General features: G+C 47.4%; 34 protein-coding genes. 7 read left to right on the top strand and 27 right to left on the bottom strand.

Going from position 1 to position 26,407, the window contains the following annotated elements; all coding sequences use genetic code 11:
• Positions 1-10: 10 nt before the first annotated feature.
• Complete coding sequence (locus tag ACODR9_RS03150; protein ID WP_488807564.1) at positions 11-1,276, bottom strand: DNA-methyltransferase; 1,266 nt, start codon at positions 1,274-1,276, stop codon at positions 11-13.
• Between the two features lie 147 nt (positions 1,277-1,423).
• Here ACODR9_RS03150 and ACODR9_RS03145 point away from each other — a divergent pair, with 147 nt between their 5' ends.
• The gene (locus tag ACODR9_RS03145) at positions 1,424-2,050 is read left to right on the top strand and encodes a hypothetical protein (protein ID WP_488807563.1); all 627 of its coding nucleotides are present in this window, start codon (positions 1,424-1,426) and stop codon (positions 2,048-2,050) included.
• A gap of 38 nt (positions 2,051-2,088) precedes the next feature.
• Here ACODR9_RS03145 and ACODR9_RS03140 read toward each other — a convergent pair whose 3' ends face one another.
• Positions 2,089-3,009 carry a hypothetical protein gene (locus ACODR9_RS03140; RefSeq protein WP_488807562.1) on the bottom strand — a complete coding sequence of 307 codons (921 nt, stop codon included), beginning with the start codon at positions 3,007-3,009 and terminating at the stop codon, positions 2,089-2,091.
• A gap of 307 nt (positions 3,010-3,316) precedes the next feature.
• Here ACODR9_RS03140 and ACODR9_RS03135 point away from each other — a divergent pair, with 307 nt between their 5' ends.
• Both ACODR9_RS03135 and ACODR9_RS03130 read left to right on the top strand, forming a co-directional pair.
• Positions 3,317-3,613 carry a hypothetical protein gene (locus ACODR9_RS03135; protein ID WP_488807561.1) on the top strand — a complete coding sequence of 99 codons (297 nt, stop codon included), beginning with the start codon at positions 3,317-3,319 and terminating at the stop codon, positions 3,611-3,613.
• Between the two features lie 77 nt (positions 3,614-3,690).
• The gene (locus ACODR9_RS03130; protein ID WP_488807560.1) at positions 3,691-4,497 is read left to right on the top strand and encodes a DUF5983 family protein; all 807 of its coding nucleotides are present in this window, start codon (positions 3,691-3,693) and stop codon (positions 4,495-4,497) included.
• 61 nt (positions 4,498-4,558) lie between these two features.
• Here ACODR9_RS03130 and ACODR9_RS03125 read toward each other — a convergent pair whose 3' ends face one another.
• Positions 4,559-4,948, bottom strand: coding sequence for a hypothetical protein (locus ACODR9_RS03125; RefSeq protein WP_488807559.1), 390 nt, complete (start codon positions 4,946-4,948; stop codon positions 4,559-4,561).
• A 34-nt stretch (positions 4,949-4,982) separates the two neighbouring features.
• Between ACODR9_RS03125 and ACODR9_RS03120 the strand changes: the two genes are divergently transcribed.
• Entirely contained in the window at positions 4,983-5,426 is a 444-nt protein-coding gene (locus tag ACODR9_RS03120; protein ID WP_488807558.1) for a hypothetical protein, read from the top strand.
• A gap of 250 nt (positions 5,427-5,676) precedes the next feature.
• On the opposite strand, the gene ACODR9_RS03115 is transcribed toward ACODR9_RS03120, so the two are convergent.
• The 7 genes from ACODR9_RS03115 to ACODR9_RS03085 all read right to left on the bottom strand — a co-directional run bounded on the left by ACODR9_RS03115 (position 5,677) and on the right by ACODR9_RS03085 (position 8,679).
• The gene (locus tag ACODR9_RS03115; protein ID WP_488807557.1) at positions 5,677-5,832 is read right to left on the bottom strand and encodes a hypothetical protein; all 156 of its coding nucleotides are present in this window, start codon (positions 5,830-5,832) and stop codon (positions 5,677-5,679) included.
• Between the two features lie 73 nt (positions 5,833-5,905).
• Positions 5,906-6,232, bottom strand: a complete 327-nt coding sequence (locus ACODR9_RS03110) for a hypothetical protein (RefSeq protein ID WP_488807555.1) — start codon at positions 6,230-6,232, stop codon at positions 5,906-5,908.
• A 78-nt stretch (positions 6,233-6,310) separates the two neighbouring features.
• Entirely contained in the window at positions 6,311-6,541 is a 231-nt protein-coding gene (locus ACODR9_RS03105; protein WP_488807553.1) for a hypothetical protein, read from the bottom strand.
• Positions 6,542-6,562: 21 nt separating this feature from the next.
• Positions 6,563-7,081, bottom strand: a complete 519-nt coding sequence (locus ACODR9_RS03100) for a hypothetical protein (protein ID WP_488807552.1) — start codon at positions 7,079-7,081, stop codon at positions 6,563-6,565.
• A 68-nt stretch (positions 7,082-7,149) separates the two neighbouring features.
• The gene (locus tag ACODR9_RS03095) at positions 7,150-7,569 is read right to left on the bottom strand and encodes a hypothetical protein (RefSeq protein WP_488807551.1); all 420 of its coding nucleotides are present in this window, start codon (positions 7,567-7,569) and stop codon (positions 7,150-7,152) included.
• A gap of 74 nt (positions 7,570-7,643) precedes the next feature.
• Positions 7,644-7,790, bottom strand: a complete 147-nt coding sequence (locus tag ACODR9_RS03090) for a hypothetical protein (RefSeq protein WP_488807550.1) — start codon at positions 7,788-7,790, stop codon at positions 7,644-7,646.
• A 40-nt stretch (positions 7,791-7,830) separates the two neighbouring features.
• A complete protein-coding gene (locus ACODR9_RS03085; RefSeq protein ID WP_488807548.1) occupies positions 7,831-8,679 on the bottom strand; it encodes a hypothetical protein in 849 nt (282 codons plus the stop codon).
• Between the two features lie 285 nt (positions 8,680-8,964).
• Here ACODR9_RS03085 and ACODR9_RS03080 point away from each other — a divergent pair, with 285 nt between their 5' ends.
• Positions 8,965-9,447 (top strand): hypothetical protein, encoded by a 483-nt coding sequence (locus ACODR9_RS03080; RefSeq protein WP_488807546.1) that lies wholly within the window; start codon positions 8,965-8,967, stop codon positions 9,445-9,447.
• Between the two features lie 158 nt (positions 9,448-9,605).
• Complete coding sequence (locus ACODR9_RS03075; protein WP_488807545.1) at positions 9,606-9,824, top strand: hypothetical protein; 219 nt, start codon at positions 9,606-9,608, stop codon at positions 9,822-9,824.
• 591 nt (positions 9,825-10,415) lie between these two features.
• On the opposite strand, the gene ACODR9_RS03070 is transcribed toward ACODR9_RS03075, so the two are convergent.
• The 12 genes from ACODR9_RS03070 to ACODR9_RS03015 all read right to left on the bottom strand — a co-directional run bounded on the left by ACODR9_RS03070 (position 10,416) and on the right by ACODR9_RS03015 (position 21,003).
• Entirely contained in the window at positions 10,416-10,700 is a 285-nt protein-coding gene (locus tag ACODR9_RS03070) for a hypothetical protein (RefSeq protein ID WP_488807544.1), read from the bottom strand.
• 618 nt (positions 10,701-11,318) lie between these two features.
• Entirely contained in the window at positions 11,319-11,639 is a 321-nt protein-coding gene (locus ACODR9_RS03065; RefSeq protein WP_488807542.1) for a hypothetical protein, read from the bottom strand.
• Positions 11,632-12,126: a hypothetical protein gene (locus ACODR9_RS03060; RefSeq protein WP_488807541.1), complete on the bottom strand. Its 495-nt coding sequence runs from the start codon at positions 12,124-12,126 to the stop codon at positions 11,632-11,634. Before ACODR9_RS03060 ends, ACODR9_RS03065 begins: the two co-directional genes overlap by 8 nt.
• A 953-nt stretch (positions 12,127-13,079) precedes the next feature.
• Positions 13,080-13,481, bottom strand: a complete 402-nt coding sequence (locus ACODR9_RS03055; protein ID WP_488807540.1) for a hypothetical protein — start codon at positions 13,479-13,481, stop codon at positions 13,080-13,082.
• 6 nt (positions 13,482-13,487) lie between these two features.
• Positions 13,488-13,874 carry a hypothetical protein gene (locus ACODR9_RS03050; protein ID WP_488807539.1) on the bottom strand — a complete coding sequence of 129 codons (387 nt, stop codon included), beginning with the start codon at positions 13,872-13,874 and terminating at the stop codon, positions 13,488-13,490.
• Positions 13,871-14,254, bottom strand: a complete 384-nt coding sequence (locus ACODR9_RS03045; RefSeq protein ID WP_488807538.1) for a hypothetical protein — start codon at positions 14,252-14,254, stop codon at positions 13,871-13,873. The genes ACODR9_RS03050 and ACODR9_RS03045 overlap by 4 nt, the downstream gene beginning before the upstream one ends.
• Before the next feature lie 343 nt (positions 14,255-14,597).
• The gene (locus ACODR9_RS03040; protein WP_488807537.1) at positions 14,598-15,449 is read right to left on the bottom strand and encodes a DNA/RNA non-specific endonuclease; all 852 of its coding nucleotides are present in this window, start codon (positions 15,447-15,449) and stop codon (positions 14,598-14,600) included.
• Positions 15,450-15,525: 76 nt separating this feature from the next.
• The gene (locus tag ACODR9_RS03035; RefSeq protein ID WP_488807536.1) at positions 15,526-15,975 is read right to left on the bottom strand and encodes a hypothetical protein; all 450 of its coding nucleotides are present in this window, start codon (positions 15,973-15,975) and stop codon (positions 15,526-15,528) included.
• 17 nt (positions 15,976-15,992) lie between these two features.
• A complete protein-coding gene (locus ACODR9_RS03030; RefSeq protein WP_488807535.1) occupies positions 15,993-16,688 on the bottom strand; it encodes a hypothetical protein in 696 nt (231 codons plus the stop codon).
• 688 nt (positions 16,689-17,376) lie between these two features.
• Positions 17,377-18,915 carry a hypothetical protein gene (locus ACODR9_RS03025; protein WP_488807534.1) on the bottom strand — a complete coding sequence of 513 codons (1,539 nt, stop codon included), beginning with the start codon at positions 18,913-18,915 and terminating at the stop codon, positions 17,377-17,379.
• 973 nt (positions 18,916-19,888) lie between these two features.
• A complete protein-coding gene (locus ACODR9_RS03020; protein WP_488807533.1) occupies positions 19,889-20,383 on the bottom strand; it encodes a hypothetical protein in 495 nt (164 codons plus the stop codon).
• 167 nt (positions 20,384-20,550) lie between these two features.
• A complete protein-coding gene (locus ACODR9_RS03015) occupies positions 20,551-21,003 on the bottom strand; it encodes a hypothetical protein (protein WP_488807532.1) in 453 nt (150 codons plus the stop codon).
• Between the two features lie 365 nt (positions 21,004-21,368).
• On the opposite strand from ACODR9_RS03015, the gene ACODR9_RS03010 reads away from it, so the two are divergent.
• Positions 21,369-22,463, top strand: a complete 1,095-nt coding sequence (locus tag ACODR9_RS03010; protein ID WP_488807531.1) for a hypothetical protein — start codon at positions 21,369-21,371, stop codon at positions 22,461-22,463.
• Between the two features lie 50 nt (positions 22,464-22,513).
• Here the strand turns inward: ACODR9_RS03010 and ACODR9_RS03005 are convergent, their stop codons facing one another.
• The 5 genes from ACODR9_RS03005 to ACODR9_RS02985 form a co-directional block, all read right to left on the bottom strand.
• The gene (locus ACODR9_RS03005) at positions 22,514-23,140 is read right to left on the bottom strand and encodes a hypothetical protein (RefSeq protein ID WP_488807530.1); all 627 of its coding nucleotides are present in this window, start codon (positions 23,138-23,140) and stop codon (positions 22,514-22,516) included.
• 61 nt (positions 23,141-23,201) lie between these two features.
• Complete coding sequence (locus ACODR9_RS03000; RefSeq protein ID WP_488807529.1) at positions 23,202-23,549, bottom strand: hypothetical protein; 348 nt, start codon at positions 23,547-23,549, stop codon at positions 23,202-23,204.
• Between the two features lie 182 nt (positions 23,550-23,731).
• Positions 23,732-24,535, bottom strand: coding sequence for a hypothetical protein (locus ACODR9_RS02995; protein ID WP_488807528.1), 804 nt, complete (start codon positions 24,533-24,535; stop codon positions 23,732-23,734).
• A gap of 351 nt (positions 24,536-24,886) precedes the next feature.
• A complete protein-coding gene (locus ACODR9_RS02990; protein ID WP_488807527.1) occupies positions 24,887-26,047 on the bottom strand; it encodes a cyclic nucleotide-binding domain-containing protein in 1,161 nt (386 codons plus the stop codon).
• A gap of 96 nt (positions 26,048-26,143) precedes the next feature.
• On the bottom strand, positions 26,144-26,407 hold a 264-nt coding region (locus ACODR9_RS02985), incomplete at its 5' end, for a hypothetical protein (protein WP_488807526.1).

Genomic DNA, 26,407 nt, shown 5'->3' with positions numbered 1-26,407 from the left:
ATACTGGCGCTTAGCAGCCACTAATCATGGGCATTTCGAAGCCCATCGAGTTAACGAATCTCAAGGCACCGCCAAGTACATACTGGACAATACGCTCCGTCGAGATCCAGCGCCGGCCCAACTCTTCCGATGCTTTGGCCGTCGTGAAGGACCCGCCGAATGGATCGACCACTAGGTCACCTGGCGCAGTCAGAAACTCAACGAGGAATCTGGCAAGACGCAATGGCATAGGGGCACCATGTGTCCGCAAACCGAGTGCGCGGGCATTCTTCTTGTACCGCATCTGATCAGCACACGCATGGCCATAGCTGAGCACGTTCCGTGGTATGCGCCCTTCTGTCTCCCGGCCAAAGCTACCTTTCTTGATCTTGTAGGCCCCGTCACAGAACACACCTTCCCTCATCTCGCCACCTGATTTCATCAACTGGAGATGGCGGTCGGTATGCTCAAGCAGCACCCGGCGATTGTCAGATTTCACCTGCTGGGGGTCATTCGTGAACCAGTACACCGGCTCCCATCCAGTATTGAGTTGCACACGATGTATCGAAGCCCACTGTATTGGACCTGGTGCTTTCGACCCGTTATGCCAGATCAGCTGATCCATCAGGTGTAGGCCTAGCCTGTCAGTCAGTGCGATAACCAACCGTTCCCGATAGGTGGAACGGGCGGGGCTTCCGGCCATGAAAACATCGTTTGAAATATTGAGTGCGATGGATCCACCCGGAACCAAATTCTTGACGATAGGTTCGAGCATGTTGCACACCCAATCCACGTACTCACGTTCATTCGGATTGCCGTAGTCACGCTGCTTTGCCAACGGATACGGAGGACTGGTGAGACAAAGGGTGATGGGATCATCAATACGTGAAAAGGTTGAGTAGCATGAGCCCAGAATGGCTACACCTAATTCAGTCGAGAAACCGACAACAGATACGCCCGGCTCGACCGCGTCAAGATCGTCCTTCTCTGGTCGCGTCATCTTCCAGACCCCTCTTTCGCCGGGCACTCGCTCGATGATGCCGGCTGCGCGAAGAGATTGCTGATGCCAACGAACGCGTCTGGCCATGAGGCTATACATCTCCCTGTCCTTGCCAACTGGAGACTTGCTATTGAACTCGGCAATAGGTATGCCTGCACGCATGGCAACGGATGCATACAGCTGATTGTTGGTGATGCCTTCGGCAGAACCATGGGTATATGCGGAAATTACCTCTTGGAAAAACTGAATGCTTTGTGCGGCTTTTATCCGCCGCTCGGATGTAGACATTGCTGGCATGGCCATTCCTTACGAAATTGCCACCTATTTTACAGATCGCTCCACCTTTGCAAGCTCTTACACCCCGGGGCAAAGACATGCGCCCCACTGGCCGCTATATTCCCCAAAAAAACATATCCCCCGTGATTTTCACTTTTAGGAATACCCATGAATGGTGCTGTGGTTATTGTTACTGCATTCTTCGTAGCAATTCCAAGCGCCCTCCTCCTGGCAAGGTGTTTGGCCAAAAGGAAGGCGAACCTCCCTCCATCACAACGAGCCCCTAATCAGGGTAACGTTCACGAAAGAGGCACAATTGAACCCGGGCGATGGTATGGCAACAATCCAAGTCAGAGCAAAACGCGTCTGGACGAAGTGATGGGATGTCCGCTGGTCTACCGCGAGGAGTTTCACAAACTGATCGCCATGTCGTTTTGCGACATCCTGGACATCGACAATTTTGTGAGCGGCATTACCTACTCCTCAAACTTCTACTCACCGGATTTGATTACCAAAGGTGCATACGCCGGCTTTGTACTCAAGGTGAGCCCAGTGGTTGCAGCTGCATTCTTCATGCGCGTAGAAGACGGTTCCAAGCCAATCCCCAACCTTGCGCATCGATCAAAAGGCCTCGCCATTGGTAACCGGGATGACACTGGTCGCCTGTTGGTCGCATTCGCCTCAGGCATCGCATCCGTTGAGGCCTACCGGGAAGGTGGTAGCGGAGCACTCTACAACGCTGAATACGCCGAGCTACGAGACCTGGCTCCATTCATCATTCCCACCCGCAAATAAAAAAACCGCCTTCGAAAAGGCGGTTTTGCTTTGTGCGCTTATTTGCACGTACCGCTACTGTCGCAGTGGCAAGAACTGTGATTGGCATCGTCCAGATACTCAGCAACCAATTCCCGGCTCACCAGCACCGGTGAGGAAAATTCAGGACTGCCTTCCGCGAAGAAACGATTAAGACCGCCCTGAATCTTGGAAAGATCGACGGGTGGCCGGCGCATGAAGAACTTGGCGTAGGTCTCGTTGAATGGTTCAACCTTGGCCCGACCTTCTTTCAGCAAGTCGAGATAGATCGAGCCACTGCGAGAAACCTTCTCACCATATGAGTCCTTGACGATCGCGTTTACCTTTTCTGCAAACTCGACAACATGGCCAACGATATCACTCTGCGTATCCACATTGCGGAATGCGATGAATGTTGTCGAAAGGATGTTTCGCTGTTCACTCATGAACATGGCATTCAGGCAAGAATGAAAGTTTGGACCATCATGCTCTACCAGACAAACGGTGGCTACCTTTGCACCGAACGCAGAACCATAGGTACGCTGAATGGTGCCACGCTGGGTGACAATCCAACCGTATTTCTGAAGTACTGCGATTACGTCATCGCGAACAGTTTCAATGGGCAATTCGCCAAGGAACTTGGCTCCAACCCAGAACTTGTTTTCGATAGCCACTTCCCATGCCTTGTTCCACACGGTTAAGTCCGCTTCGCTGAATTGATCAGGCTCTTCCGTCATCCCGCAAATTCTAAAGGCATCCAGCATCAACATGTTTGGATCGCAAAAATCATGCGAGTGGCAAACCTTTTTGTCCTGCTCGATGGCATTGCGGCTATTCACCAGTTCCATTTCAGCAGTAGTCAACGATTCGCGAAGAATCGAAGCAAATGTTCTTGCTACAGTCTCGATCAGAGGAGCTTCACGAAACAGAGTTGCATTCTCAACTTCGGTATTTTGGGACATGGTATTCTCCTGGATTTAGGACCATGCCCCTTGCGGGAGATGATCCCGAAGGGTTGAAATAAAGCGCGGTAAGTGCATCAAGAAGATGCGGATGCCTAATGGCAGATTGAGCCGTAATAATGAAGCCTGAGGCGTAGCCACGTCAAATGCAACCAGCAGCACTTCCCGCCAGCACATTTGACCATGTAGAATATAGGTTCTTCACTTCGCGACATGCCGTCGCAGTTACCTGCTGAATTTTCAGCATCCACCCTTAGGGACCACATCCCTATCGGGTGCGGTCCCTTTAATTTTAGAGGACTGCACCATGAGCAATAACGCTACCCAGACAGCAACTGACGAAAACGTCGTTCAAACCCGTATTTTGGTTAGCCTGGATGATGGTCTTACCTTCATTCCTGCGCCGTCTGGTGTTCGCCTGATTTACCAGAACGTTTCCGTTCCTGAGGAAGAAGAGCTGGGCGAGTTGCACGTCAACGCGACATCTGAAGGCATCATCACTGATGTTTGGGTCACTCGCGTTGAGCATCTTGACCACAATATCGGTACTTCTTCTCAAATGATTGAAGACATCGCGGCATCGCTCGCTGAGCAAAGCCTGTAATTAATCACACTCTATAAACCCCCTATCAGGGTAGCGCCCTGATGGTGCGCCCTGATTTTCTTACTGAGGACTGCACCATGAACATCGATTCCACTTTCGCAAAAGTAGATCAAATCTTCTCTTACCTCGACCTTTCCACCGGTCATCTTTCGCAAAAAACTCTTGAGTTTATTGAATCGATTACCGGTCAGAATGTAATTGGAACAACGGTGGCCAGCTATGAACACGGGGTCTTTGTTGCCGTGCCTGGTCGCGAGGAAGGTGAAGCCTGGAATGAAGCCATCCCTGCAGACTTGAGGAAGGTAATGGAGTTTGCCGAGGCGCATCAGTGCTTCGTCCTACGTTTCGACGCGTCTGCAGACCAAATTGCGTCCCTGCCGTTCTACCCTGATCATCCTTCTGGCATTAATGCAGAAGTGCATGATGATTCGCATGCCAAGTCCGCTGTTTTCGATGCTGCGCCGTGGTTTGCCATAGCATCGGACAAAGCGATCGTAGAACTTCACGACATTGGCTGGCGAGGTGATTACCCGGCCGATGAAGTCGCATTGTTCTTCGAAAGCGGGAATGTGGACATCGCTGACCTGTTTGATTTCTGCCGTGCGTCTCAACGTACCAATTCACCTATCGGCTTTGAGTGCTCGGTCGATAGTGAAAATGCGATGGAATGGCTGAAAGAAAACCGTGCAGGCCTTTGGGCTCAGTTGCTTTGCTCGAAGGAAAGCGAACTCTCGCTCCGTTTCGACGAAGAAGACAAAGCCTGGCAGTGGTTTCAAGAGAATACGAATGGCTATTCTTGCTCGTTTGATCGTTTCAAAACGATTGAAGAAGCTGCCCTTGATGCAGTCAAAGTGCGATGTCTTGACGAACACTTTGACATTTAACCTACTCTCACCATGACAAACGGCCCTTACGGGCCGTTTTTCTTTTGCAGATTGTTAAAGGTTAGGCAGGAAGGATGTTCTTGCCGGCTTTAAACGAGCGGAAATCGAGCAGATAAATTCGCTTCTTCTGGTATCTCGCTGTTCGTGCGAAATCTTTCTTGGTCGGGAATTGAATCCTGCTCAGATCCATGTTGTCATCGATATCATCGATCTTCACGTCCAAAGCCACTTCGTCGGTTGTCACACGACGAAGGTACTCCGAATAACTCTCATCTTTGCGACGGCTAATACAGTCTACGGAATGTGCATTTTCGGGCGAAATACCTTCTTTAATGAGAGATTCCTTGGTCACCTCGCCATTGGATTCTTCGATAACATCGTGCAGTACTGCGACCACCTTGCGACGATGCTCGACCTCACCTGGAGCACTCCATGACCCACTCGAAGACATCGCCGCGACGTTCTCTGGTTCAGATCAGCGTTTTTTGGCAGACGAAGCGTTTTCGAAGCAATTTAACTCTGCCGTCTTTTCCAAAGAGGCGATTGAGATTTTCCCTGCTTTGAAGAAATATGCCGGCAAGCGATTGATGGTTAAATTCTATGCGATGTACGAAACCATGCCCGGCAAGTTGCCGGTAATGGCGCTTTACATGGTCTATGAACCGCGGTCAGCGGGGGAGCCGCGATTCTTGTCGCACTACTTCGCTAAAGCCCTTGATCAGTTCTCTGCTGAGGAGGCGAAAGCCCCTTCTTACACTGATCTGATCAGAAAGGTACTGCTCAAGAAGGAGCACCGACTGAAGGTTGGCTGGGTTGATTACAGTTCGGAAAGTTGTGACCACCGCCTGGCATCAGCCAGTGTCGGCCGGATCCTCCTGCGTCTGCAGGGTATTCGCCAGAGCAAAAGCGAAATGATGCGCAACGTCTAGCGAATCCACTAAACAATAAGGCCCCTCAACGGGGCCTTTTTTCTTGTGACCGGTCTTCGCTAATACGGCCGTGGTTCACCTAGTAGCCGTTCCTTCCGTGTCACTGAGATACCGATTTCGACGGCCTGCTCCTCAACCTCAGCAACACTGTAGCATCCGGAGATGCGGCCATCTTCCTTTCCATCCCGGAGTATCCGACCCCCATAGCAGCCATCCCCTTCAGGCCAAATCTGCAGCACCAGTTCTTCCATTAGCGTGTTCTCCGCTCCAATTCGAAAAGCTTGTTCTTGCGCATGCCAAACAGGTCAAGAATAGCGCGTTCTGCTCCCGCAGTGTTCCAGCGCCAATCTTCACCCTGGGTCATCAGCCGGTACTGCTCGTACCAGTACCACGGATGCTTCTTCATGTTTTTGCATCCAGAACGACAAAACGCCCCGTCATCCGTGAAGATGTGCGGGGCGCTTTGTGTGACAAACCGATCAGTACGGTTGCGGGTTATGAATGTCGGGAAAGCGGCGAATCATTCGCTTATCTCGAAGAACGTTACGGCCAGACCAACGAATACCCTGGCTGGCATCACGCACAATTCGGGCATCGTGCAGAAGGTTGTAACTTACACAATCACTGGCCAAGACCAAGCCTCGGTTGCAACGAGCCATTACGCCGCGGCGAAAATGTTCCAGATACTGAGCGGAAGTCATGTCCTGGTAGCCGAACGGCATCTTGATCACCAGAACCGGGTCGGCCTTGGCCATTTTGACTGCTTTGAGCAAAGCTCCGGTCGATTTGTATTTGAGTACATCCATGATTTAACCCATACGATGGAAACCAGAACTACTCATACCCAAAGAGCTAAGAGTAGCCCTGGGCAGTTGGTAGTTGAATCAGTCCACGATGACCAGATTCGGATTTAGCTTCTGCATTTCTGCAGTCTTCAGGTGCCAAGCGTCGATAAACGCCTTGCGTTCCTGCTCCATGCCTGGCTCATACCACACCGCGCCAAGTACTGGATTTCGACGACGCTCGTTACTGCCAAGCGTAGTGAAACCGAAGTGGTTATTGGCCTGTTTGCGGGACTTGCGGCCGGTATGACGCATTGCCTTTTCATAGCTCATGAATAATCTCCCCTTGCGTTATTAGGCCGCTTCAACAGCCGAATCAGAACAGTCCTTGCACACCGGAGCGCCAGTATCAACATCGAATGGCGCATCACCAGTTAACGGCTTGAATTGTTCCTTGCAAAAGGGGCACACGGACAACACCGAAGCATTGTTTTCCATGTAGCGAACTCGCTTTGGCACCTGCGCCTGAGTAGGAACAATGCCATCCACGACCTCAATTGCGCGGATGACATCGCTTTTGTCCGAGTAGAGAACCTTATCCAGACCGGTCCAGACTTTGATTAGATCATCACCGTAGGTATGCCATACCCCACCTTCAACCTCTCTAGCGCAGGCAAGAAAGTGACCTTGGCGTTTGTTGCTGATGATAACGGCTGACATGGTCCCCACACGGTCGTAAAGGTAAGTCTTGCCAACCTGGGCATCGAAGAAACCGTTGTAATCCGCTGGCAGGCCTGCGATGTTGCAGCAGGTTCCCTTTGACAGATAGTGCTTGCCATTGAAACGCATGGTTTTGGTTTTTGTCGTGGCCATGTGCATCTTCCTTGCAAAGAAGGGCCACATCCATAGGGATGAGACCCTATGGGTTGAGTTAAATGAGGTTACAGGTCGAAGGTTCGGATCAGCTCCGAGTCAACGTGACCATACTGGGCAACTGCAGACATAAATGCAGCGTCTTTCTGGGCCTGGGAACTATTGGCCGGCACCTGGAATTCCACCTGAGAGAAGTGGTCTTCGATATCTAGTTCGCCACGATAAACCTCCATCACTTTGGCCTTCTTGCGGTCTTCCCAGAACATGTCTTCATAGACCGAATTCCAGTTAGACGGGTTCGTCTCACCAGAATAAGTACGGCCATGGATCACCTCTACCCCCAGTTGCTTCGCCAGAACATCTGCAACAACTTCAGGGTCGGCTTTGCTGTCTTCACTACCGGTGGCGCAAACAGGTGTGCCATTGACGAACAGTGCTTTCAGTCCGGACTGGAGGGTCAGGATCATCAGTTCAGTATTGGTGTTCATGAATTTGCTTCCTTCAAAAAGAAGGAGCCTCTACCCCATGGTAAAGGCCCCATGGGGTGAGAGAACAACGGGTATTAGGCCAGACTACGGGAGTTGGCCATGATGATTTTCTGCAGATTGAGTTTCCGGGTTGCAGCCTCTTCCAGCATCTTTTCCAAGAATGCATGAGCAGAGGTGCCCGGCTTGAATCGGCCGATTTTCAGAGTGACCTGGGTAAGCATGCGGGATGCACTAGCCAGTTCGGAGCGGAGGTTACAGATTTTAGAGGGCGTATACATGACTGTCCTCCTTCAATACCTCGATTGCCGTGTCAACGGATCGCATCGGATGAATGCAGATCTTGTGATCACCATCTCCATAGCCATCTGCCGTCATCGTGATGAGCGGCTGGCCAGATTCATCGATACCAACGCGAACATCGGCAACTGCCTCGCCATCCTTGGTAACGGTCACATAGGCTTCCTGATAGATGCCGAGGTCACCAGAACAATTAGCCTGGACCATGAGGCCTTCAGGATTGGCTCCGCTGTTCAGCAACTCGAAAGGACCAAAAGACGGTGCCTGGTCGGCGAAAACAGGGAACCCGTTTTCGTCTGCCACGGGTACGAACTGAATGCCACGTACAAGGCCTTCCAAATCACCGATTTCGAAATCCTCAATACGGAGCCATTCGGCCGTAGTGCGGAACACAAAAACGGCTGCTTGAACAAGGCGTTCATCATTAACTGCCTCCAGAATCCACATGCCATCAACCGGTTTACTCACCAGAACTGCGGTGGCATGGCGGTCTTTATCAAACAATACAATGGCCGCTGGAAACTGTTTGTGGGCAGGGACGATTGCGTAAAAACCGTGCTCGTCGTCGTGCGCGTGGGAGGTTTCATTCCAGAGAGGACTGAACTTCAGCTGATTGAAAACCAGATTGAGGTTGCTGCAAGAAAGCTGTGCCGGAAGAATAAATTGGAACATCGACTTGATCCTAAAAAAAAGGACCAAGCCCACAGGGACATGATCCCAGTGGGGTAAGGGCGTGCGCCCGGTAAATGCACTCTTTCGAAAGAGTGCTTGTGCAACAGATGAATCGAAATGATAACCGGAAGAACTCTGCATAACAAGAAAACTCCGGATGAGAGATGCACTACCTGATCACAAAGATGATCCAAGCACTCACCTCCCCCGGGGCCAATGCTTTGAGGCAGAAAACACGTCTAACGCACCAGCTAAATCATGGTTTTGCAGAAGAAATGCGATCCACCAAATTGAGCGGTATATTCCGGCTCAAACGACAATCGCCACGGTACATCTTGTACTGAGGGCACTGAAACAGGCGGGTATAGCGTGTATTTCGGTAGATAGGTGGATTTTGGGGGGGCACAGCGTTTTCTAAGTGCAAGTGTGAAGTTGACAACTTCTACAGTTGAACAGGCTGAAAAGGTTCTTGACTGGACTAAGGTCATCACTCAAAGGTTTGGGTACACAAAGCATGAGATCGGCACACTCATCGAGATTGCACGTAACAGCGATGGCTGCACAGAGTGTATTGAAGCCTCCTACGCGGAGATCCAATCCAAGTCGAATCAGGCTGTTGAACTAACTGCAAACGGCAAAAGTATGGATGCCTCGCTGATCATGCATGCAATGGCAAGTGAGACCATGAACGAGCGTCTTGGGATGAATGCCTGTGCGATCATCCTCAAGGCAATTGACACAGCACATGCTGCTGGTGAGAGCACAGCGCTTGCACTACGTATGGCCAGTGAAATCATCGCCTGGCTACCTACTGACAATGAGCGTGTAAGAGGATTTGCCTCTCGACTACAGAAGGAATCGACAATCAAGTCTACTGCATTAAAAAACCCGGCTTTCCGGGTTTTTTAATGAACGGACGCTGAACCTAGCACATAAGTGCAGGGCTCGGTCTCGCCATGTATCGGGAGACTTTCCCAAAGGGATAGCAATCCAATGCCACACGGATTTCCATCCTCGAAAAGCTGAACAAACAAAGTGTCTTCGGATAGGGACTGTATCTTCACATCGTGAAGTTCGCCGAACCGACTGATATCACGCTCGATCTCAAAGAAAAGTTCGGCTCGATCAGACTCATCAAGCTCACTAGCACAGAAGATCTCACCACGAGTGAGCTGGCCAGCTTCAGACGCACTGTCACAATCGATGCCGCTGGATCGGTTGTCGATCTCAGCATCAGTGTCGTAATCAGACAGTGTCAGTCGGTTTTTTGGCATGTATCGGTGTGAACGCAGATAAGTACTCGAAGTCGAGATAGTTACTTTAGCAGTGTTCAGAAGATCCGACCATCGCACGATGCGCCCCGCCCTACTCAAGGATGTCCTCATCCCACTCGTAGTCGAGGAGGTGTAAAGCTAACAGCAACAACGCCGTTGTTAGGAAAATGAAAAATTTCATCATGTCTCAACCCTTACAAAGAAAACTTGCACGAACCTCGTGTCGTTCGGAATCAGAAGCCAAATCTACGATCCAGTTCACATTTTGAACTGAGAAAGTGTCTATCAAGACCCTGGTGCCAGCCTTACGCATAATGTCGCGATATACGTAAACATCATCAACGTAAAGCGAACCATGGTCTGTCACTACGGCGTACCCAGACGCCTGGCCAGAGCCAGGCGCTGGATGTACTTCCCTGCCAGACCACACCAATACCAACTTCTCCTGGCAATTTGGTGGTCGCGCAGGGTTAGCGTCTGGGAAATTGAATGAGCCAACTACGGAGTTAAGTAATGACTGGGCAGTATCTAAAGAAGAGCAACCTGTCAATCCAAAGCAAATATAAATCAGCGACAGCGTCAGCAAGAATTTGCCCATAGGCATCAGTTTGCCACCGGCTGATAGGACATCAGATGAAGTTTCACTTTGGTAGTACTTGCTTCAAGTGATTTCTTCAAACTCTCAACATCCTTTTCATAGGTAATCTTGGCTTGACTGCAAAAAAACCCATCACCGACACCCAGTTGTTTTCCTTGACCGGATTCGGCAGGTGCAAAGTAAGTGAAGGAAACAAAGTATTTAAACGGCTTATCAGGCTTGCACTCGATAGCGAAAACATTGGAAGAAAGCACCGAAAGGCACAGCGCAGGAATCAGAATATTTTTCATGTTTACTCCAAAACATGAAAATACTACTAAAAAAAATCAATTTCCACTTAACCGAGAAATCACAAAAAAAAATCGCAGAATTTGTGGAGTGATCAAATGAAAATCCACCATAAAATGACGTTTGCCTACTAGTCAAAGTTTGCAATAGTTGGCTGATGGGATGTGCCGGAACCCGACAGAGCACTAACAATCGCAGCTGCTACAGCGGCACCCAAGATACCCTTTTTTATAGCAACTCCTTGATTATATGGTCAAGAACGTTCCGTTGAACTTCAATTACTTTTTCAGTACTTAGGGTATCGCTTGTCTTCGATAATCCAACAGCTCTGCTCGTGCAAAGATTAGTTGCTTCCTTGACCCTGTCGGATGTAATCAATACATGCTCATCAAGTTGGCTCCGAAGAATACGTACAACGCACGCCGGCCTGGCGGACCTTGCTATCGTCGATCGTAAAGCCTGAGAATCAGCAGGTCGAGAAATGTTGTGTTGATGAATGGCCGCTAGCAGTACTACACATAGAATAAGAAACCCAACACATTCAGCGGTAAAAAAAGCTACATTTGGTCGTTCTGTGTCATGAAACACAGAGTTACCTCTGATAAATTCAACTAATCCAGTCATTGATAGTTAAACACTTTTCGAATGTCCTTAGACAAAGCTTCCATTTGAATATCTTCTGCACATGATTTTGCCACACCACGAAGATCAGAATCAGTGAACTCATGACGGTCTGACAAAATAATATCAAGGTGAAATCTATAGCAATCAGGATGTGCTGAAGTTTTAGATACCATTTGCACCTGGGAGCGAGAATACACTTTCCCCACTTCTGGACTCTCTTTTGTGGATCTCAGTAAGAAGAATGCTAACACACAGATCAGAACAAACATTCCAACTGCAATGACCCTCACCTTGTTAATCTTCATAAAATCACTCACGCAAAATCTCTATGTTATCTTCCAACCATCCAACTCCCAAATCTGTCAAATAGGATATACCGTCAACGAGGACTATAAGTTGACTTTTTACAATGCCATGCGCAATATCAACGGCCTCGATAGGAACTAAATACTTACATCCACGTTTAATATCGTATTCGTTTGCTTTGCAAAATTCCTTGAGGAAGCCAACTTCTACATCTGAAATCTTGATTTTTCTTGATTTAATTTTCCATCTCAAGTGATTAGCTTCGGCTACATTAAGTTTTTTTCTTGCCCACCCTGCGAAAGAATGCAGACTAATATTTCTTTCTGTACCAAGTGTCGAGATGAAGCCAGATGTTGATTTGTGATGCGGGTTTCTAGCCGAAATCAAACGATATGTCACCATTGCACTTCTTCCAACGCCATCGACGGCAGTTACTTCACGCACACCAAATCTATCATCAGAATAAAAACTTCCTTTTTCGATTTCAGCTACCTTCACGACTTCTCCCCTCTTAGTATTTGCAATTCATGCTTTGCCCACTCTAATGAGTAATACTCAACACCTTCAGGATTTGTCTGAATTAAATATATCAAATGCGTGTATGCATTCTCATCTGATGGCTTGCAGGTCTTTAAATATGCAAAAATATAACCAAGCCGAGTTAGTGGTATCTTTGAATACTTAAGTGATATGTAAGCGTTAAAACAAAGGAAAAATGGAATCAATGTTGTGAATGTAATTTCGGCTAACGAATTCTTCACCAGCAATGACTTCAAAATACTGATTGGTACAAAAAGTATAATTGCCCTTGCAGCCGCAAAGAAAAGACGTGGGCAAACAAATATGCCTGTTCGTTTAAAATGAAAGGTGAGGATGAAAAATTGCAAATCAAGCAATTTTCTTATTTTAAGTATTCTATTCACAATCACTCACAAATTAGAAAAAAGAGCCTATAGGTATAGTCCTATTGGCTCTATTCAATATCTACTATCCAAGTAACTTTTCGAAGATCGTAGTCAGATTCTATTTGACCATAGAATTCCGTTGACTTTGTATCCGAGCCTTGTTACCCGATGGAAAACCAATGGCTACTAAAGCAAACTGATCATATAGTCATCGACATCAAGATCAAAGAGTAGTTCTTGTTGAGGGTGAGGCTCCATTAAATTCAGAAAGCTCACCACGTATGCAAAAATACTCAATATCCTTTACCTCAACTTGACTTACTTCGGGATAGAATGCAGATTTTGACTTCTTTTTCTCTACTTCGTTGTTTCACACAATGATTCTGAAAATGAAAGCAAGAACAACATCCTGATTTGTTGGTCACTGATCTACATAAACCACAGCTACGTAGTCTTCACTCAAAGTAACTTCACTATGGAAGTAGTTAAATTCAACCAGACGAAAACATATTGATTAAAATGAATCGATTACTTTAAATCGAATAATTATGCAGCTATAGGTTCGCCCTGTTTGGAAGCGCGGACTTTCTCAGTGCTTGCCTTGATTACGGCCTGGCGTAATGCTCTTCTTATCATGTCCCGGACAGGTGCCAACTCATCGCCACCCCAATACACATGCAAGGACTTTTCTGCTTTCGCTTTGTCCTGGCTGAGCAAGTAATCGAGCAGACCCAGATTTTGAAGCACACTATGCATGTTCTTTTCACCGCCAATGACCCTGCGAAATTCGACAGTAGCGTACTGGCGATGCATGATAGAAATATCAAAAAATCCGAGCAGGTAGTAGAAACCACCCATAACGATCGGCGTAGCATAGCCACAGCATTTCTCGGTGTAATTCTTGAGATCGGCGATCGTCTTCAGACCTTCATTAGGAAGTGTAGGCATAGATGGTTAAACCCTGGGTTTCGAATTGGTTTCAAATTTAATGTCTTGGGCAATGCATGCCAAGTTTTCAAGAAATTCAGCTGCGTGAATAAGGCCTTCAGAGAAGCCCTCTCGCAAATCATTAATGTGTGCATCTTCACGGCGTAACTCCTCACTTGCCGTCAGCAGCACGAAAGCATGTGCATCGGCTGATATCGTGGGTGTTCCGACAAGAACAGTAGGGGGAGAGACCGGCCCGTAGAAGGTCCAAGACTTCATCCCATAAGCCAGCCCTTTGATGGCCACGTCGATGAGAACCCAGTCCATGTCAGGATCACGCCTGGCCCAGAACTTTACCGGCCGAGGGTCCGCCAAAAGGAATTCTTCAAGTTGTGCCTGGTTGAAGAGTCTCATCCCTTACTCCCGGGTTTCTGTATCAAAACTTGCTTGTGAAGGTATTCAGCATCGAACCACGCAATGAAGTCTTCGAGAGCATCGAGCAATAGATCTGTCGAGAAGTGCCTTGCAAGTACGTCGTATCCGATAGCACTTACATCGACACTATCCCTTTGTTCCCAATTGCACAGGTCACTTTGAGTGGCCTTGAAATTCATTGACTTCATCCAAACGACCAGTTGATCGTAGTGACAGACTTCAGAGTCAAGAGTGGCCACAGATGGATAGTCACGACGCACCCGCTCCACAAAACCAGATATGGTTTCGATTGATGAAGGGATGCCGTTGAAAACAGGCTTATGCACAGGCCTGCAGTACCACTGTCTTGGAGAGAGCATTTGCAGGAAGTCCTCGCATCTTCGCTTCACTGATCTTTCTCAGGCGATGGAGCGTCTTCGCCTTATTGATCGCGAGTCGGCCACTCGGGGCTGACTCATAGAAGTAGGATGTGACATCTGCCGGAATTTGTGCTTTATCTTCGACTGCGCGCCAGACAGACCCGTGAGATAGATAAACGAACCACTTTTGCATGTTGCAACTCAATTTGGTTGAATCGCAAAATTATCCCATCTCTACAACCGTTCCACCCTTGTGAAAAAGGGCTGTAACTCCCCTAATGATATGTAAAAAAAGGTATGAAAAAAGGCCCTTGCAGGCCTGGATGGAGTTGGTTGAGAAACCTCAGAAGTGGCGAAGTATCTTCAGAGCGGTGTTCATTGCCTTGTAGGTGCCCATGGTGTTGCTGGAAATTGTATTACCCTTACTTCCAGCAAAACCATGCTCCTGTGGCTCTGGCAACTTGATCACCTTGCTCTTAGTTGCCGCCGGCAGAGTTGGGAAGAAATTGACACCTGCACGCTGCTCTATCTCAGCAATAGATACAACTTTGTAGTTATGACCTGGACCGTTAGCAGTCACATAAGCGGCACCAGCCCCCACCGTAGGGTCAAAGACAATCTTGAAGATCGAAGTGGGCACGTAAACACGATTATGGAGGCGCTGCAGATTATCTGCTTCGAAGAGCGGGCCGGTGATTACGTAAACCTTACCCTTTTCCTGTGCCATGTGACGTGTGGCAGATTCGATCCCTTCCCACACTCCACGATTGTTTTCCGGAAACTGCGGAATCATGTTTGCTAGGGAGAATGTCTCCTCCTGTGCTTCTTGAGTGCCAGCATCGCCAGAGGGCGTTAGGTGACCTCGGTCGAAACCAGATCTGGCATAGTCATTCAGTTCAGCACGCATATCGTGGGGCAGTGAGTCTTCTGCGTGGAATACGTTTTCGCGCTTAAGGGTCCGGGCAGTGGCGACTGATTCTCGTGTTAGGACTTCTGCAGAATAAATACCTGTCCGAGTCGCACCGGAAGTAAGAAGTCCATAAGCTTTGTAGCAGATAAATACAGAGCTTTTTTCAATATTTTTATTCTTCACTACCGGCAATGCACCGTTGAAGAACTTTCCTTCACAACTGGCAAAGGCCGTACCGGACAACAGCACCATCAGAGTAGAAGCAACAGCAGTAATCTTGTTCATTTCGCGAACCTCGTGTTTTGATAGAATTATTGTTTCATCTATCAAAAGGAAAGCAAGAAAAAACCCGCTCTGCGGGTCATTTGCGATTAGCTGATATCCACTCAAAATGGGACTGAGCTGTCTTATACATCTCAGGCTTCAAGTCTTCAAGCGATTGAATATCGAAGTAGCTCAATATGCTACTCATAAGGAAGATCGCAACTCTACCTGGGAAAGGATGAAGGTGAGCTATTTTGTGCTGCAGCTCTGACCCTCCTTCAGTCAACTTGATCAGATTTCCAAAATTCAGCTTCATGATGATCGACGTTACATCAACCGTTGTTGAAAGCCCTTCACCACCAGATTTCTCAAGAGAAAAAACACTGGCCATGATTTTTCTATTGGAGAAATAGCAGTATCTTTTTCCAGTTTCATCAATGATTGAAATAGTCGATTCTTGCTCTTCTGGGTACTGTGCAATGCAACGGGCTACTTGTACAGCAAACTCCAAATCTGCAAACTGTTCGGCCGCAGTAAAGTTACTCATTAGATAGTACATCGAAACTATTTCTCCAAAATGTAGCCCCGATCAAGCATGCTCAACCTGAAAGACTCATAGCCTGCCTTCGACACGCCTGGTATCGCTTTGATAGGTGCCGAGGGTGACTCACAAAGTGTCTTGACATCAGTCACACCAAGAGCATGGAGCTTCCGCATGATGCGTGGACCAACACCGAGAAAGTCCAGTGAATTGTCGGGAGAGCATTGTATTTGTAAATTGCGCTTCCACAACTCCCAAGAGTAGATCATTGCAGAAATTTTCTTCTTGTCTGCATCAAATGGGGTGGAGTACGCATTCACAAAGGAAAGTCTCATGCCACTGACAATCCTCTCCGAATGAAGCTGATCATTTGTACTATTGAGAAGTTCTTCTGGTGTCTGTGTACTGGCATCAACCCGAATCTCATCCTCTTCCATCTGCTTCTTTTGGAGAGATTCAATCACCACAACAAAGAATGTCTCGCAAATGTTGCGTAGATACGCCTCTTGCTTCTGCAATGACAACGTAGTCTGAACTACATTTCTGTCAAAAACATGGCGTAGCGCATCGGCGATTTCCGGACGTTCTTCTCCTGCAACCTCACCAATCACAGTCTCCAGCAGGTCTTTTGATACAGACTTGATGGCTCTCTGTAAGCTCAATAACAACTCACGTTTGCTTGAATCAAAAGCAATGGCGTAGATGTCTGACAGTTCCATGTTTCCACCTGGCTAAAACCGCACCTAAAGTAAAATTTACAATTGGGTGGATTAAACATGGATCAACTACCTTCTACAAACGAACAGCAACATCATGATTCAAAAACTTCAACATATGCCATTACGGTAAGTCTACAGCCTAAGCGAGTCGATGAAGACCGCAAAAGCAACTTCATCTCCCAAGTCTCCAACTTGTCGCTTGGTGGACTGTCCGCCTAATCCTTTGTTTAGCAGGGCTTTGATAACTTGTTGATCCTGCTGGTCCCCAAGAACTATTAACTTGATAGGGTTCTTTCGTTCTTGAGTAGTCACAAGCATGCCCACAGCTTGTTCCCCTGCTGAAAGGGTACTACTACAGGCATCTCTAGCTATGACCAACTTCCTTCGTTCACTTTCGTAATTGCTATCCATCGCATACCTCATGATTTACGCGAAACGTTGATTGCTTCCACGGTTGTGACAGACTACCCTTCGTTTTTTTGCGGAGAAGATATGAAAAGAAAGACTACTTCACTTGAATTGAAGAGCAAGCACGTCAATCCTATTAAATCGTCATCTGATGATCGTCGATGTCGTAATTGTTCGCGACAACAATTCAAAGAAGAAAAGGGGCCTGCGGGCACAATGTACCGTTGTACACACTGTTCAACTTTGAATTTTTAAAAATGGGGCCAACGGCCCCATTTATTTACTCAGAACGCAGCTTACGATACACAAATAGGTAGAAGGCGTCTGAAAGTTTCTCATTGTCCAGCACAACACGTATTGTGATGGATGTTGTATCGATCTTTTGTCTGCGGATAATTAGGAAGCACTCAGCTGACTTCAGGAACTGCGGCAAGATAGTTTCTTTAATGTTGTCATCAATCTCGTTGAACATTTGATAACCCATTGCAATCTCTTCTTCCATTGCAACCTGTGTTTTATCTATCTCCTTCGGTTTTTCTGTCTCAGGTGGAATGAAGGTCTTTGCCGACTTCACCTCGTGATCATGTACTACTGGGGCTGCAGACTTTCGTGTTTTCTTCTTCGAAGGCGCCGGCTCTTCTGTCTGGAAGAGATCATCTCCGTTCCCGTTCACCACGATCATTTTCTTCTCGGCCGGAGTAAGGCTTAGGTTCTCACGTAAGGCCTTCATGAGGTAACCGGAAGGGTTCTTCTTGATGACCCCAGATTGCAAGCGATGCCTTGTGAATTCGATTGCGTTAGCAATCCAGTCATCTGACCACCGTTCAGAGTTCTGAGCGATCTCGGTCAGTGCTGCCTCGCTCAGTCTGAATTCCTCGGTCAGAACACGGTAGATCTCTTCGCGCTGGCGTAAAGTCTCAAGGGCTTTGACCTTCCCTTCCTTGCGCTTCATCCTGAACTTAATTTCGGTAATCTTGCGGGACCCTGGAATGGTGCCCCTCGTCTCATACGAAAGTTCGATGTCAGATACTTCGTTGATCTGATTCTTTGCAGGTTCGAGGTAGTCGCGCTTGAAGTACTTGAACTCTGACGCAGACTTCAAGGAATCACCGGTCCATCCACGAACTTCGTCAACAGAGATCCAATCAGTAGACCCCTCGTCCACTTGTGTGATCACCTGGATGTAGATTGCTCTCGCATAGGCAAGATCGAAAGCAGTTGCAATTCGCAGGCTGAACCAATGAGAAGGACCTGGTTCTCTGATTTGCTTGATTAGCGCTTTCGGAAGTTCAAAGTAGAACCGACCATTGTTGATTGCTGCCGGCCCAAGCAACTGCACAGATATCCAGTTGGTACTTTCAATTGTGCGTTCGTCGGGGTGTGTGTCGCTGACGCTGATTAGCTTTGTCTGACATGCTTCGATGAGTGATCGTAGGTGTTTGAAGTTTCTGCTATCGAATCTCATGAGCCATCGGAAGAATCGGAGATCCACATTGAATGTCGTTGAGTCACCGGCCCCCTGGGCAACGATGAAGTAGGCAGCATCAAGCAACCTTTGCTGGAGTAGCGTCATGGACGTTAACTCAACAAAGATGTTCTTCCTTCTGAACCCGATGTCCTTCGGGGAGTCTTTCACGTCCAATTTTTGGCTAATCAAGTCCGCGAACAAGTTGTATGTCTCTTGTTCTCCGGTCGCCATAACCATCGGCAAATTGGCGCTTGCATTCACCCCATCCGTCATCGTCTTTTCCTCTTGTTGCTGACAAAGATAACCATAGCATGGTGAGTCGTCAAAGCAAATTTGCTCACCGTTACTCATTTAATATTCAGAATGACTTAGCTAGCCGTTTTTGTTTTTAACAAGCTACATACATACAAGGAAACAATCAAACCTAATAGAATCAACGAATTACTCAGCAAAAGTGAGATGGGTTGTTCCCATCGTGATAGCTATTGTGCTTGAGGTGATAGTTTTTGTACTCAATGGTGAGTTGGCTTGTGCTTATAAGGTGATAGTGGTTGTGCACGCGTTTTCCAAGGTGAGCCAAATTGTGAATGTTGGCGAAATGCAACTACTTCAATGCTTAATCAGCTCCTGGTGAGAGTCATTGTGCAATGGTGCAAAACCTTGTGCTGTAGGGTGAGTCCATTTGTGCCGAAGTAGAATCCCTGGGCTAAGGTGAGGTCCTTTGTGCTTCTTATTGTTCCGACGTTCAAGGTAAGCGTAAAAGGGTCTTTGACCCATGGTGAGCTATTTTGTGCAGGTGTACTGATACACCACCTCACCGATGTTCCACAACAAGATGGCTTTTGATCGAATTTTTAAAAACAACGACTTAGGTAAAAGCCTTAAAGTGAGATATTAGCTATGCTACTCCATGGTGAGACTTGTTGTGCTTATGCTACTGAGCAAAGGTGATTTATTTTGTGCCCTCGCAACTTGCTTCTTGAGCCAAAGGTGAGACGGATTGTGCACTTAATTACTACACAACAATTTATATTATCCAAGATAATCATACTGTTATGATACATTCCTAATGTAATACCTTAGCTATAGTTCATGGTGAGACCTATTGTGCGGCATTAAAAATTTCTATTTCACGTGAAAATCAGCCTGTAACCGCTCAAAGGTGAGCTTGGTTGTGCTTTCTTGCGCGAATCTGATCCCCCTGGCCTCCCCGCTTAAGTCAAAGGTGAGCCTTTTTGTGCATCGTCCTTGAAGGCAAAGGTGAGCAAATTTGTGATAAAAAAAGGCCCCCGTGAGGGAGCCTCTGGTTAGACAACTTTCTGTTCTACATGCACTCAGTACGATACCAAGTCATGTAAAGAATCCATTCAAGGTAACCCCTTGCGGGCAGTGAGGATTCGTACTCACTGGTGGTGATGATGAGGCTCAGACTGTCCTGGTAAACATTGATGTTGCACCCACCGTCGTAGATGAGATAGTCACCTTTGCACGGTAGGCAATCTTGCTGGGCTGATTCATCATCGGTGTAGGTTACAGAGCTTCCCGAGTTCCTGAACTTGTCATAGCCGAACAGCAACTGTTGAGACTCTTCATCGAGATCTACGCTTTGCAGGTACTGTAGATACGCCACAAGGTAAAGATCATCCAACAGCCAAGGTTGGGCCGAAACCGTCTCTTGACCCACCTGGATCTGTACTCTTGTATCGGTTTGAGTGATTGAAACATCAGGGAGCGAAGCCCAAGTCCAGCGTTGGAACTGGTCCTTGGCATCACTGCTCATGATTGCTTCGGCTATGAACGATTCTAGTGATAAGGCCATGATTGACTCCTAAGAAGGTCATAGCCCGTACTGGGTTATGACCCAGTGGGTAAATGCAACGACGTTGCAAGAGATGAAGTGAAACTATAACCTGGTTACCACCCAACTCAAAATCTAAAGCCGTGTACGCGCAAATCCACTGGTATCACAACAATTGGGATTGGCAACTAGGCTGTAACGTTCTGTTCCTTAATCCTTTTGTCAATGCTATCGACACGATATGCCGCAATTTCAGCTACGGTTCCGTTCGATGGACTCTCGTCAACGAGGTCAAAGTCCAGCCCATTTACACGGCACAACTCGTCGGACAAATTTTCTAGTGCGACCTGAAGATTACATCCCCACCACTCTTCACACCCAATTGCTTCGGAAACACAGAACATCAGCAGATGGGCCATTTGTAACGCCCTGGCCAACTGCAGGCCAGTGTCCACTATCTCGGTCGCATCTTCTTCTTTCAATGCGAACGTCGGAATGCCCAGTATTGTGGCATCGCCGATCGATGCTCTGATTGCCTCCATCAAAGACATACTTTTGTGGGTCGTGAGAAGTTTTTTTGTCGGCCGGCATAGGATTGATGAAAGCAGGCGGATCATTGATTTCGTTGCGTCTCGTGACATATAGCCCTCTATAGCTCAATGTTCTTTGAAAACCCATGTTTGCAGATGCCGTTGTATTGTCAATTTTCTACCACGATGGTTTCGTCGAATCTTTGCATCACCGATTGTTACTCGGTAGGTTCTCACTTTGGACACGAGTTATAAGATTTTTGTGGATTTGCCTCTCACCTGGATAGTGCTAGATGGAATTTGTTGCAGCAGCAAACAAGAGCTGAGTACAATGAAGGCTCTTTGTGGTCAACCACATAGCTGTACCTCAGCACTTACCCAAGCCCTTTCGGCTTACCTCCACTTTCTTATTTTCCCTCGGGATGCGACGCCATCCCATGGGGATCGTGTTGCTCCCAAATCTCAAGGAGTACACCATGACTGACCTTTTTGCTCCCGATACTGCTCTGCCGCAACTGTCCGAAGAGGATGTAAAACGTTCTGTTGACTCGATCAACACACGGATCGAACTAAAGATGCAACTTAGTCGAGCTGGCCGCGCAGCAGTCCGTAAGGATGCTGTTGGTTCTGCTGAGATCATCAAGCTTCCCTTTGATAAGCTGGTTCTGCATCCTGACCTGAATGTTCGCGTTGATTCCCCGCAAAACCGCGCACACATCAACTCTTTGAAAGAGTCGATCAAGATCCATGGGTATGAGGTATCTAAACCCTTCAAGATCTTCGCCAACAAGAAGTCGGCCGATGAAGTCGAGTACATCATCACTGACGGTTACTGCCGCGCCAATGCCCTTTTGCAACTGTTTGCAGAGGGAGTTGAGGAGTATCCGATTCCTTGTGTTATGGAGGAAGAAGGCACTACCTGGGAGGATATCAATAGTCGTTTTGATGTTCATAACTCAGGTAAATCTCTGGATCCGATTGAACTTGGTATCCAACTCGCCCGTAACATGCGACTTTTCGGTAAGACCCTTGAGTCTGCTTGCCGCGAAATGCGCATTACACCGCAATGGGGCAATCGACTTCTGACTCTGTTGTCAGGTGACGATCGTGTTAAAGCGATGGTTGTACAGGACCAACTAAGTGTCACCCTCGCAATTGAAATGCTCGAAAAGCACGGTCTGTCAGCCTTCGATATGCTCCAGCAGTCCTTGAACGAGCAACAGTCGATAGGCAAGACGCGTGTAACCGCTAAGGCACTTGCCAAAGCTGATCCTAAACGTCACACCATCCGTGCTGTAACCAACTCGGCCCCGAAGATGCACTCCTTCTTCGAACAGGCTGAAGCACTGGCAACCCGAACCAAAGATCTCGAAAACGATCCTGTGTTCAAACAACTCAGTCCGACCGCCAAAGAAGCCTATGAGGCTTTGATGGATCACCTGGCTGAGATGAATGCTCTTCGTGCTTCGATTGCAGCAGAAGCTATGGCGCTTGCCAAAAAGGCTGAAGCTGCAGAAGAACGGGCCCGTCAGAAACATAAGGGCAAAGACGAAGAGTCGCCTTCTACTTAAGTTTTCTCCGACCCAAAAAAAACCCGGCCATTGGCCGGGTTTTTTCATTACTACACTGCTGCTCCCTGTGGCAAAACCTGTTGCCACACTTCCACGTGCTCGCTTCCGAAAATCAACCGGCTGCGTGTGAGCTTGCTGTAATAGGTGCCATCGTCTTGCAGTTCGAAAATGGGCGGGACAATTTTGTCATCGCTGCTTTTCATGCGGACATATCGCAACCTGTTATCACGAATCTCAGGATGGATGTCGAACTTCCTGCGTTTGGGATGCATGTAACTGCGCTGGATAGTGCGAGAATCAACGCTGATGGCCATCATCACCTGGTAAGCGAGCATTTCATCAAAGATCATGAAACGGAAGCCTTGGTGACTAAAGCCTTTAACATCGCCCCAGAAATCAAAGTAACTGCCGCGGTCTTCAACCTTGGCTATCACTTTAATTTTTCCAGAAGACAACCTCATCAAGAATGCTTCCAGATCCTTTTCCCCTCCCCCGTTTGCATAGGTACAGCACCATGCAAAGTTCGATTGGATAAGCTCGTTCCAGATCCTTTTGGTGGCCCGACGTTCCGATTGATGAGTGTGAATAACCAACTCGTCTCGGCCTGGCCGGATCATCATAAGAACCTTAAGTCCCTGTACTTCAGTACTGTCACGCATAGTCAGATACGGTTGCATATTTCCTCCGAGCAGAGTTGTTTGCATGGGTAAAGTGTTTGACGTTATCCATGGGACAACCTCAGTTCGTAATTTGGAACTTGTGGTTCCGAATGGAAGTGACTTGTTGGTTAATCATCATCACAATGTCCTTAGCAGAGACTATTCTTGTCGAATGGCGTTCTATAGGACGCGTGGTGAACATGTCAGATTGATTGCTAGCGACCATGAAGGCCACGGCCGATGTCTGAAACGAGGATTTGAGCCCTCGTGTCTTGATAACAACGAACACCCTTCCATCAATCATTGACCATGCTTTGGGAATAGCAATTGTGATCAGTTCAGACTTGGGATGCGGTTGCCTGTAGATGCATGTGAGCAAATACAGCCAGACGATAGATAGCGCTTTGATTGTGGTGGCGAACATCATTTCCTCTTCAGGAGATGGATTCGCCCCAAGTGGGACAAACCCACTGGGTGAATAAAAAAAGGCCTGCATTGCAGACCTTTTTTTTGTCCGGACGGACATGGTAAATGCGCAGTGCGCATGGCTTGGAAGCCAGAATTCGTTCTATAGTACCTACGATTCAGGACTCTTTCAATATAAACAAATTACTTACGCGACTGCAGGCGAATGTCAGCGTTGTCGTGTAGGTCTGCAACTAGTGTGGTAATCAACTTTCCTGGGCGACGATGGTTGTCGATCAAAAAGATCACCTTAACCATCACCTGTTTTCCCTCTACCTCACGAGACTGGGTCATTCCGATGCCCATGGGCACGTAACCATGCTTAGCCTCGGAGTTGCGAACAAACCCTGGTGAGAAGTCTCCCTCAACCAGTCCCTTGCTCTGTAGCGCACGGTACATGCGTCGCGCAGCATCAGCCAATGTCTTTTGTCCCAGCCGGTCCCGAAGCCGCACAATTGCATGACGGCCCAGTTGTACTTCACCGAATTTCGTCTCTACTGTTTCATAAGCTGCATCTGCAGGGATCTTCTGTACGTTTTCATGATCGACCCACAAATGTGTCATATCTAGGTCACGCTCCTCAATCTCCGTACCGATTTGTCTGGTCGATAGAAAGTGTGCAAACGGTATGCAGTCAACCAATTCAGAGTTTTCGATCTGAAGCTTCCGGACAGCCTCAGAATGTGAAACACGAAGACGGATGTTCTCACCACCAATGTAGTCACAGAGTTCTGTTTTGATGATGTGTTTTGCTACCAGCAACTCTGCTTTGATCTCGATGTTCTGCTGCAGTTCAACTTCCTTAGCCTCCTCCCCTTCTCTGACAACTACACGAGTTGCAAAGTGCACCTCATATGCTCTTACGCGTTTATGTTCTGTGCCAGATGAACTCAGGACACGGATGTGACCCGTGTTAAGACGAATGGCTTGCAATGTGATGGTATTCATTTTCGGGGACCTGCGTTCAATGATTGTTAAGTTGGAGCTTACCTATATTTTTTCTGTTGTGAAGACCCCTACCCTGCCTACAGTTGCTGTGCTTGTAGTGAAAGTCACAAATTTCGTTACTTACCGGCAGAAAAGTGTCGTCTAAGTTTAAGTTTTTGACAGCATTTCTTTAATCCTTGTTTCTTCTTCTCCTCAGGATACATGCCTCGCAATTTCGTTTCTTGAGCTACCAAATTTGGATCCTAAGTCACAAAAACAGTTAGTTAGGATCAAGAATATGGCTGCGCAGCACTTAGCATATTTATATGGGCACGAAGTGGTATTTATAGTGTCCGTAATACGGATGGGTCCTTAGTTACCCACAGATGGGATCATTTTGGCATCTACTATCTGAGTCTGACGAATCCCCTTTATGTAGGTAGAGATCCACGCCCGACCACTCTCAACCTGGTCAACAACCCATTCCAGACCTTTTAAGCGGATGGACTTAGGCATTGGGGCCAGATCACTTGTATCACCCTGGAAGACGCGTTCAGAGGCTTTTAGGTGCGCAAAGATTGCCGGCCACGCAGTAGTGATCTTCTCACCTCCAACGTTAACGACAGGGTTGCCCTTATCGTTTTGCTCACCATCCCATACGACCGTACGACCATCATCCAAGAAACTTACTTCCCGGGTTTTGGCTGCCGTTTCGCATAGCAGTTTGACCCTACTTAACAGGCTTCTGATATCCGCAGACTCAGCCAGTCGTGCCTTAGCACGTCCAGTCGAAGCTTTGCCGGTTACGTAATACCTACCTTGCTTACGTTTCAAAGTTTCACCCGGCATAAATATGCCATTGGCATGTTCTGTTGTTAGGAAGTTTGCCACCTGCCGTTCATATGCTGAGAAGTCATTCATCGCACCTGTATTCCCGGGAATACACTCTTCAGCCTTTTGCACATATTGCTCAGGGTTCTTGATGATAGCCATCAGGATGCTTATTAGTACCTTTCCCTCATATTTTTCTAAAACATGCTTAAAATTCCTAATAATGTCCTGAATCCTTACTTTGTTCTTTTTGGCAAAAGACATAGCTTTAACGATATCAATGCCTTTAAGGCCTTTATTTAGCAAAGGGATTGCATCTCTTGGTATCCATTTCCCTTCATGATTAAAAAAGTCGCTCTTGGCCTTTTGTATTACCGGGAATACATCAACCATCAAGCTTACTGCTTTATCGGTAAAGCTAAGCGATTGCTGTCCTTCAGACCCGCTAATCAATCCCATCTCCTTCAACTCAGATAGCGTTTTGTAGAGCGCGGTCCTACCCAATCCAGACATTTTTCCAATAACGACTCTAGGCTTTGTTATTGGCGTTCTTAAGTCTTTGGAGTCAGCAAATACAAGCAATGCACTAACTACAGCAACTTCTGTGACCTTTGTAAGCAGTTTATTTATCTGCAAACTTTGTGAGCGCAATTTAACTTGCAAGACGGCAAGTGCGTATGGGTAGTTATCGAACTTCGACATTTTCAGCACCTATAAAAGCAAAGGCCCGAACCGTTTGATTAACTGGCTCGGGCCTATTGGTTATTCTTGCTACAAAGAAAAACCCCCTAAGTTTCCTTAGGGGGTTTCTTGTTCGGTGGTCTCGTTGACCTGGTAGTTGTCTTGGAGGTGGACTTTGCCATCTCCAACTCTGTATTCCTGGGAATACACGTATTCGATGTCTAGTTGGTAATGAATAAGTCTGTATTCCCGGGGATACAGACTTAAGTGCAGCGGTGAAGGAATCTGCGTGTATTCCTGGGAATTCAACGGCCAGACTACCTGATGGTGATGCAGAAGCACGTATTCCCGGGAATACAGCAATGACAACTTGGATGGCGT

It is taken from the genome of Aquitalea sp. FG25, assembly GCF_057809375.1.
This window is presented reverse-complemented; position numbering and strand designations above follow the sequence as displayed.

Excerpts from the sequence above, each read along its gene's own strand:
- ACODR9_RS03095 (WP_488807551.1), bottom strand. The coding sequence starts at position 7,569 with ATGAACACCAATACTGAACTGATGATCCTGACCCTCCAGTCCGGACTG.
- ACODR9_RS03010 (WP_488807531.1), top strand. The coding sequence starts at position 21,369 with ATGACTGACCTTTTTGCTCCCGATACTGCTCTGCCGCAACTGTCCGAA.
- ACODR9_RS03050 (WP_488807539.1), bottom strand. The coding sequence starts at position 13,874 with ATGAGACTCTTCAACCAGGCACAACTTGAAGAATTCCTTTTGGCGGAC.
- ACODR9_RS03020 (WP_488807533.1), bottom strand. The coding sequence starts at position 20,383 with ATGGCCTTATCACTAGAATCGTTCATAGCCGAAGCAATCATGAGCAGT.
- ACODR9_RS03115 (WP_488807557.1), bottom strand. The coding sequence starts at position 5,832 with ATGAAGAAGCATCCGTGGTACTGGTACGAGCAGTACCGGCTGATGACC.
- ACODR9_RS03100 (WP_488807552.1), bottom strand. The coding sequence starts at position 7,081 with ATGGCCACGACAAAAACCAAAACCATGCGTTTCAATGGCAAGCACTAT.
- ACODR9_RS02990 (WP_488807527.1), bottom strand. The coding sequence starts at position 26,047 with ATGTCGAAGTTCGATAACTACCCATACGCACTTGCCGTCTTGCAAGTT.
- ACODR9_RS03040 (WP_488807537.1), bottom strand. The coding sequence starts at position 15,449 with ATGAACAAGATTACTGCTGTTGCTTCTACTCTGATGGTGCTGTTGTCC.
- ACODR9_RS03070 (WP_488807544.1), bottom strand. The coding sequence starts at position 10,700 with ATGAAAAATATTCTGATTCCTGCGCTGTGCCTTTCGGTGCTTTCTTCC.
- ACODR9_RS03135 (WP_488807561.1), top strand. The coding sequence starts at position 3,317 with ATGAGCAATAACGCTACCCAGACAGCAACTGACGAAAACGTCGTTCAA.
- ACODR9_RS03085 (WP_488807548.1), bottom strand. The coding sequence starts at position 8,679 with ATGCAGAGTTCTTCCGGTTATCATTTCGATTCATCTGTTGCACAAGCA.
- ACODR9_RS03000 (WP_488807529.1), bottom strand. The coding sequence starts at position 23,549 with ATGATGTTCGCCACCACAATCAAAGCGCTATCTATCGTCTGGCTGTAT.
- ACODR9_RS03035 (WP_488807536.1), bottom strand. The coding sequence starts at position 15,975 with ATGAGTAACTTTACTGCGGCCGAACAGTTTGCAGATTTGGAGTTTGCT.
- ACODR9_RS03005 (WP_488807530.1), bottom strand. The coding sequence starts at position 23,140 with ATGCAACCGTATCTGACTATGCGTGACAGTACTGAAGTACAGGGACTT.
- ACODR9_RS03130 (WP_488807560.1), top strand. The coding sequence starts at position 3,691 with ATGAACATCGATTCCACTTTCGCAAAAGTAGATCAAATCTTCTCTTAC.
- ACODR9_RS03105 (WP_488807553.1), bottom strand. The coding sequence starts at position 6,541 with ATGAGCTATGAAAAGGCAATGCGTCATACCGGCCGCAAGTCCCGCAAA.
- ACODR9_RS03140 (WP_488807562.1), bottom strand. The coding sequence starts at position 3,009 with ATGTCCCAAAATACCGAAGTTGAGAATGCAACTCTGTTTCGTGAAGCT.
- ACODR9_RS03030 (WP_488807535.1), bottom strand. The coding sequence starts at position 16,688 with ATGGAACTGTCAGACATCTACGCCATTGCTTTTGATTCAAGCAAACGT.
- ACODR9_RS02995 (WP_488807528.1), bottom strand. The coding sequence starts at position 24,535 with ATGAATACCATCACATTGCAAGCCATTCGTCTTAACACGGGTCACATC.
- ACODR9_RS03110 (WP_488807555.1), bottom strand. The coding sequence starts at position 6,232 with ATGGATGTACTCAAATACAAATCGACCGGAGCTTTGCTCAAAGCAGTC.
- ACODR9_RS03025 (WP_488807534.1), bottom strand. The coding sequence starts at position 18,915 with ATGAGTAACGGTGAGCAAATTTGCTTTGACGACTCACCATGCTATGGT.
- ACODR9_RS03055 (WP_488807540.1), bottom strand. The coding sequence starts at position 13,481 with ATGCCTACACTTCCTAATGAAGGTCTGAAGACGATCGCCGATCTCAAG.
- ACODR9_RS03125 (WP_488807559.1), bottom strand. The coding sequence starts at position 4,948 with ATGTCTTCGAGTGGGTCATGGAGTGCTCCAGGTGAGGTCGAGCATCGT.
- ACODR9_RS03145 (WP_488807563.1), top strand. The coding sequence starts at position 1,424 with ATGAATGGTGCTGTGGTTATTGTTACTGCATTCTTCGTAGCAATTCCA.
- ACODR9_RS03090 (WP_488807550.1), bottom strand. The coding sequence starts at position 7,790 with ATGCTTACCCAGGTCACTCTGAAAATCGGCCGATTCAAGCCGGGCACC.
- ACODR9_RS03015 (WP_488807532.1), bottom strand. The coding sequence starts at position 21,003 with ATGTCACGAGACGCAACGAAATCAATGATCCGCCTGCTTTCATCAATC.
- ACODR9_RS03045 (WP_488807538.1), bottom strand. The coding sequence starts at position 14,254 with ATGCTCTCTCCAAGACAGTGGTACTGCAGGCCTGTGCATAAGCCTGTT.
- ACODR9_RS03150 (WP_488807564.1), bottom strand. The coding sequence starts at position 1,276 with ATGCCAGCAATGTCTACATCCGAGCGGCGGATAAAAGCCGCACAAAGC.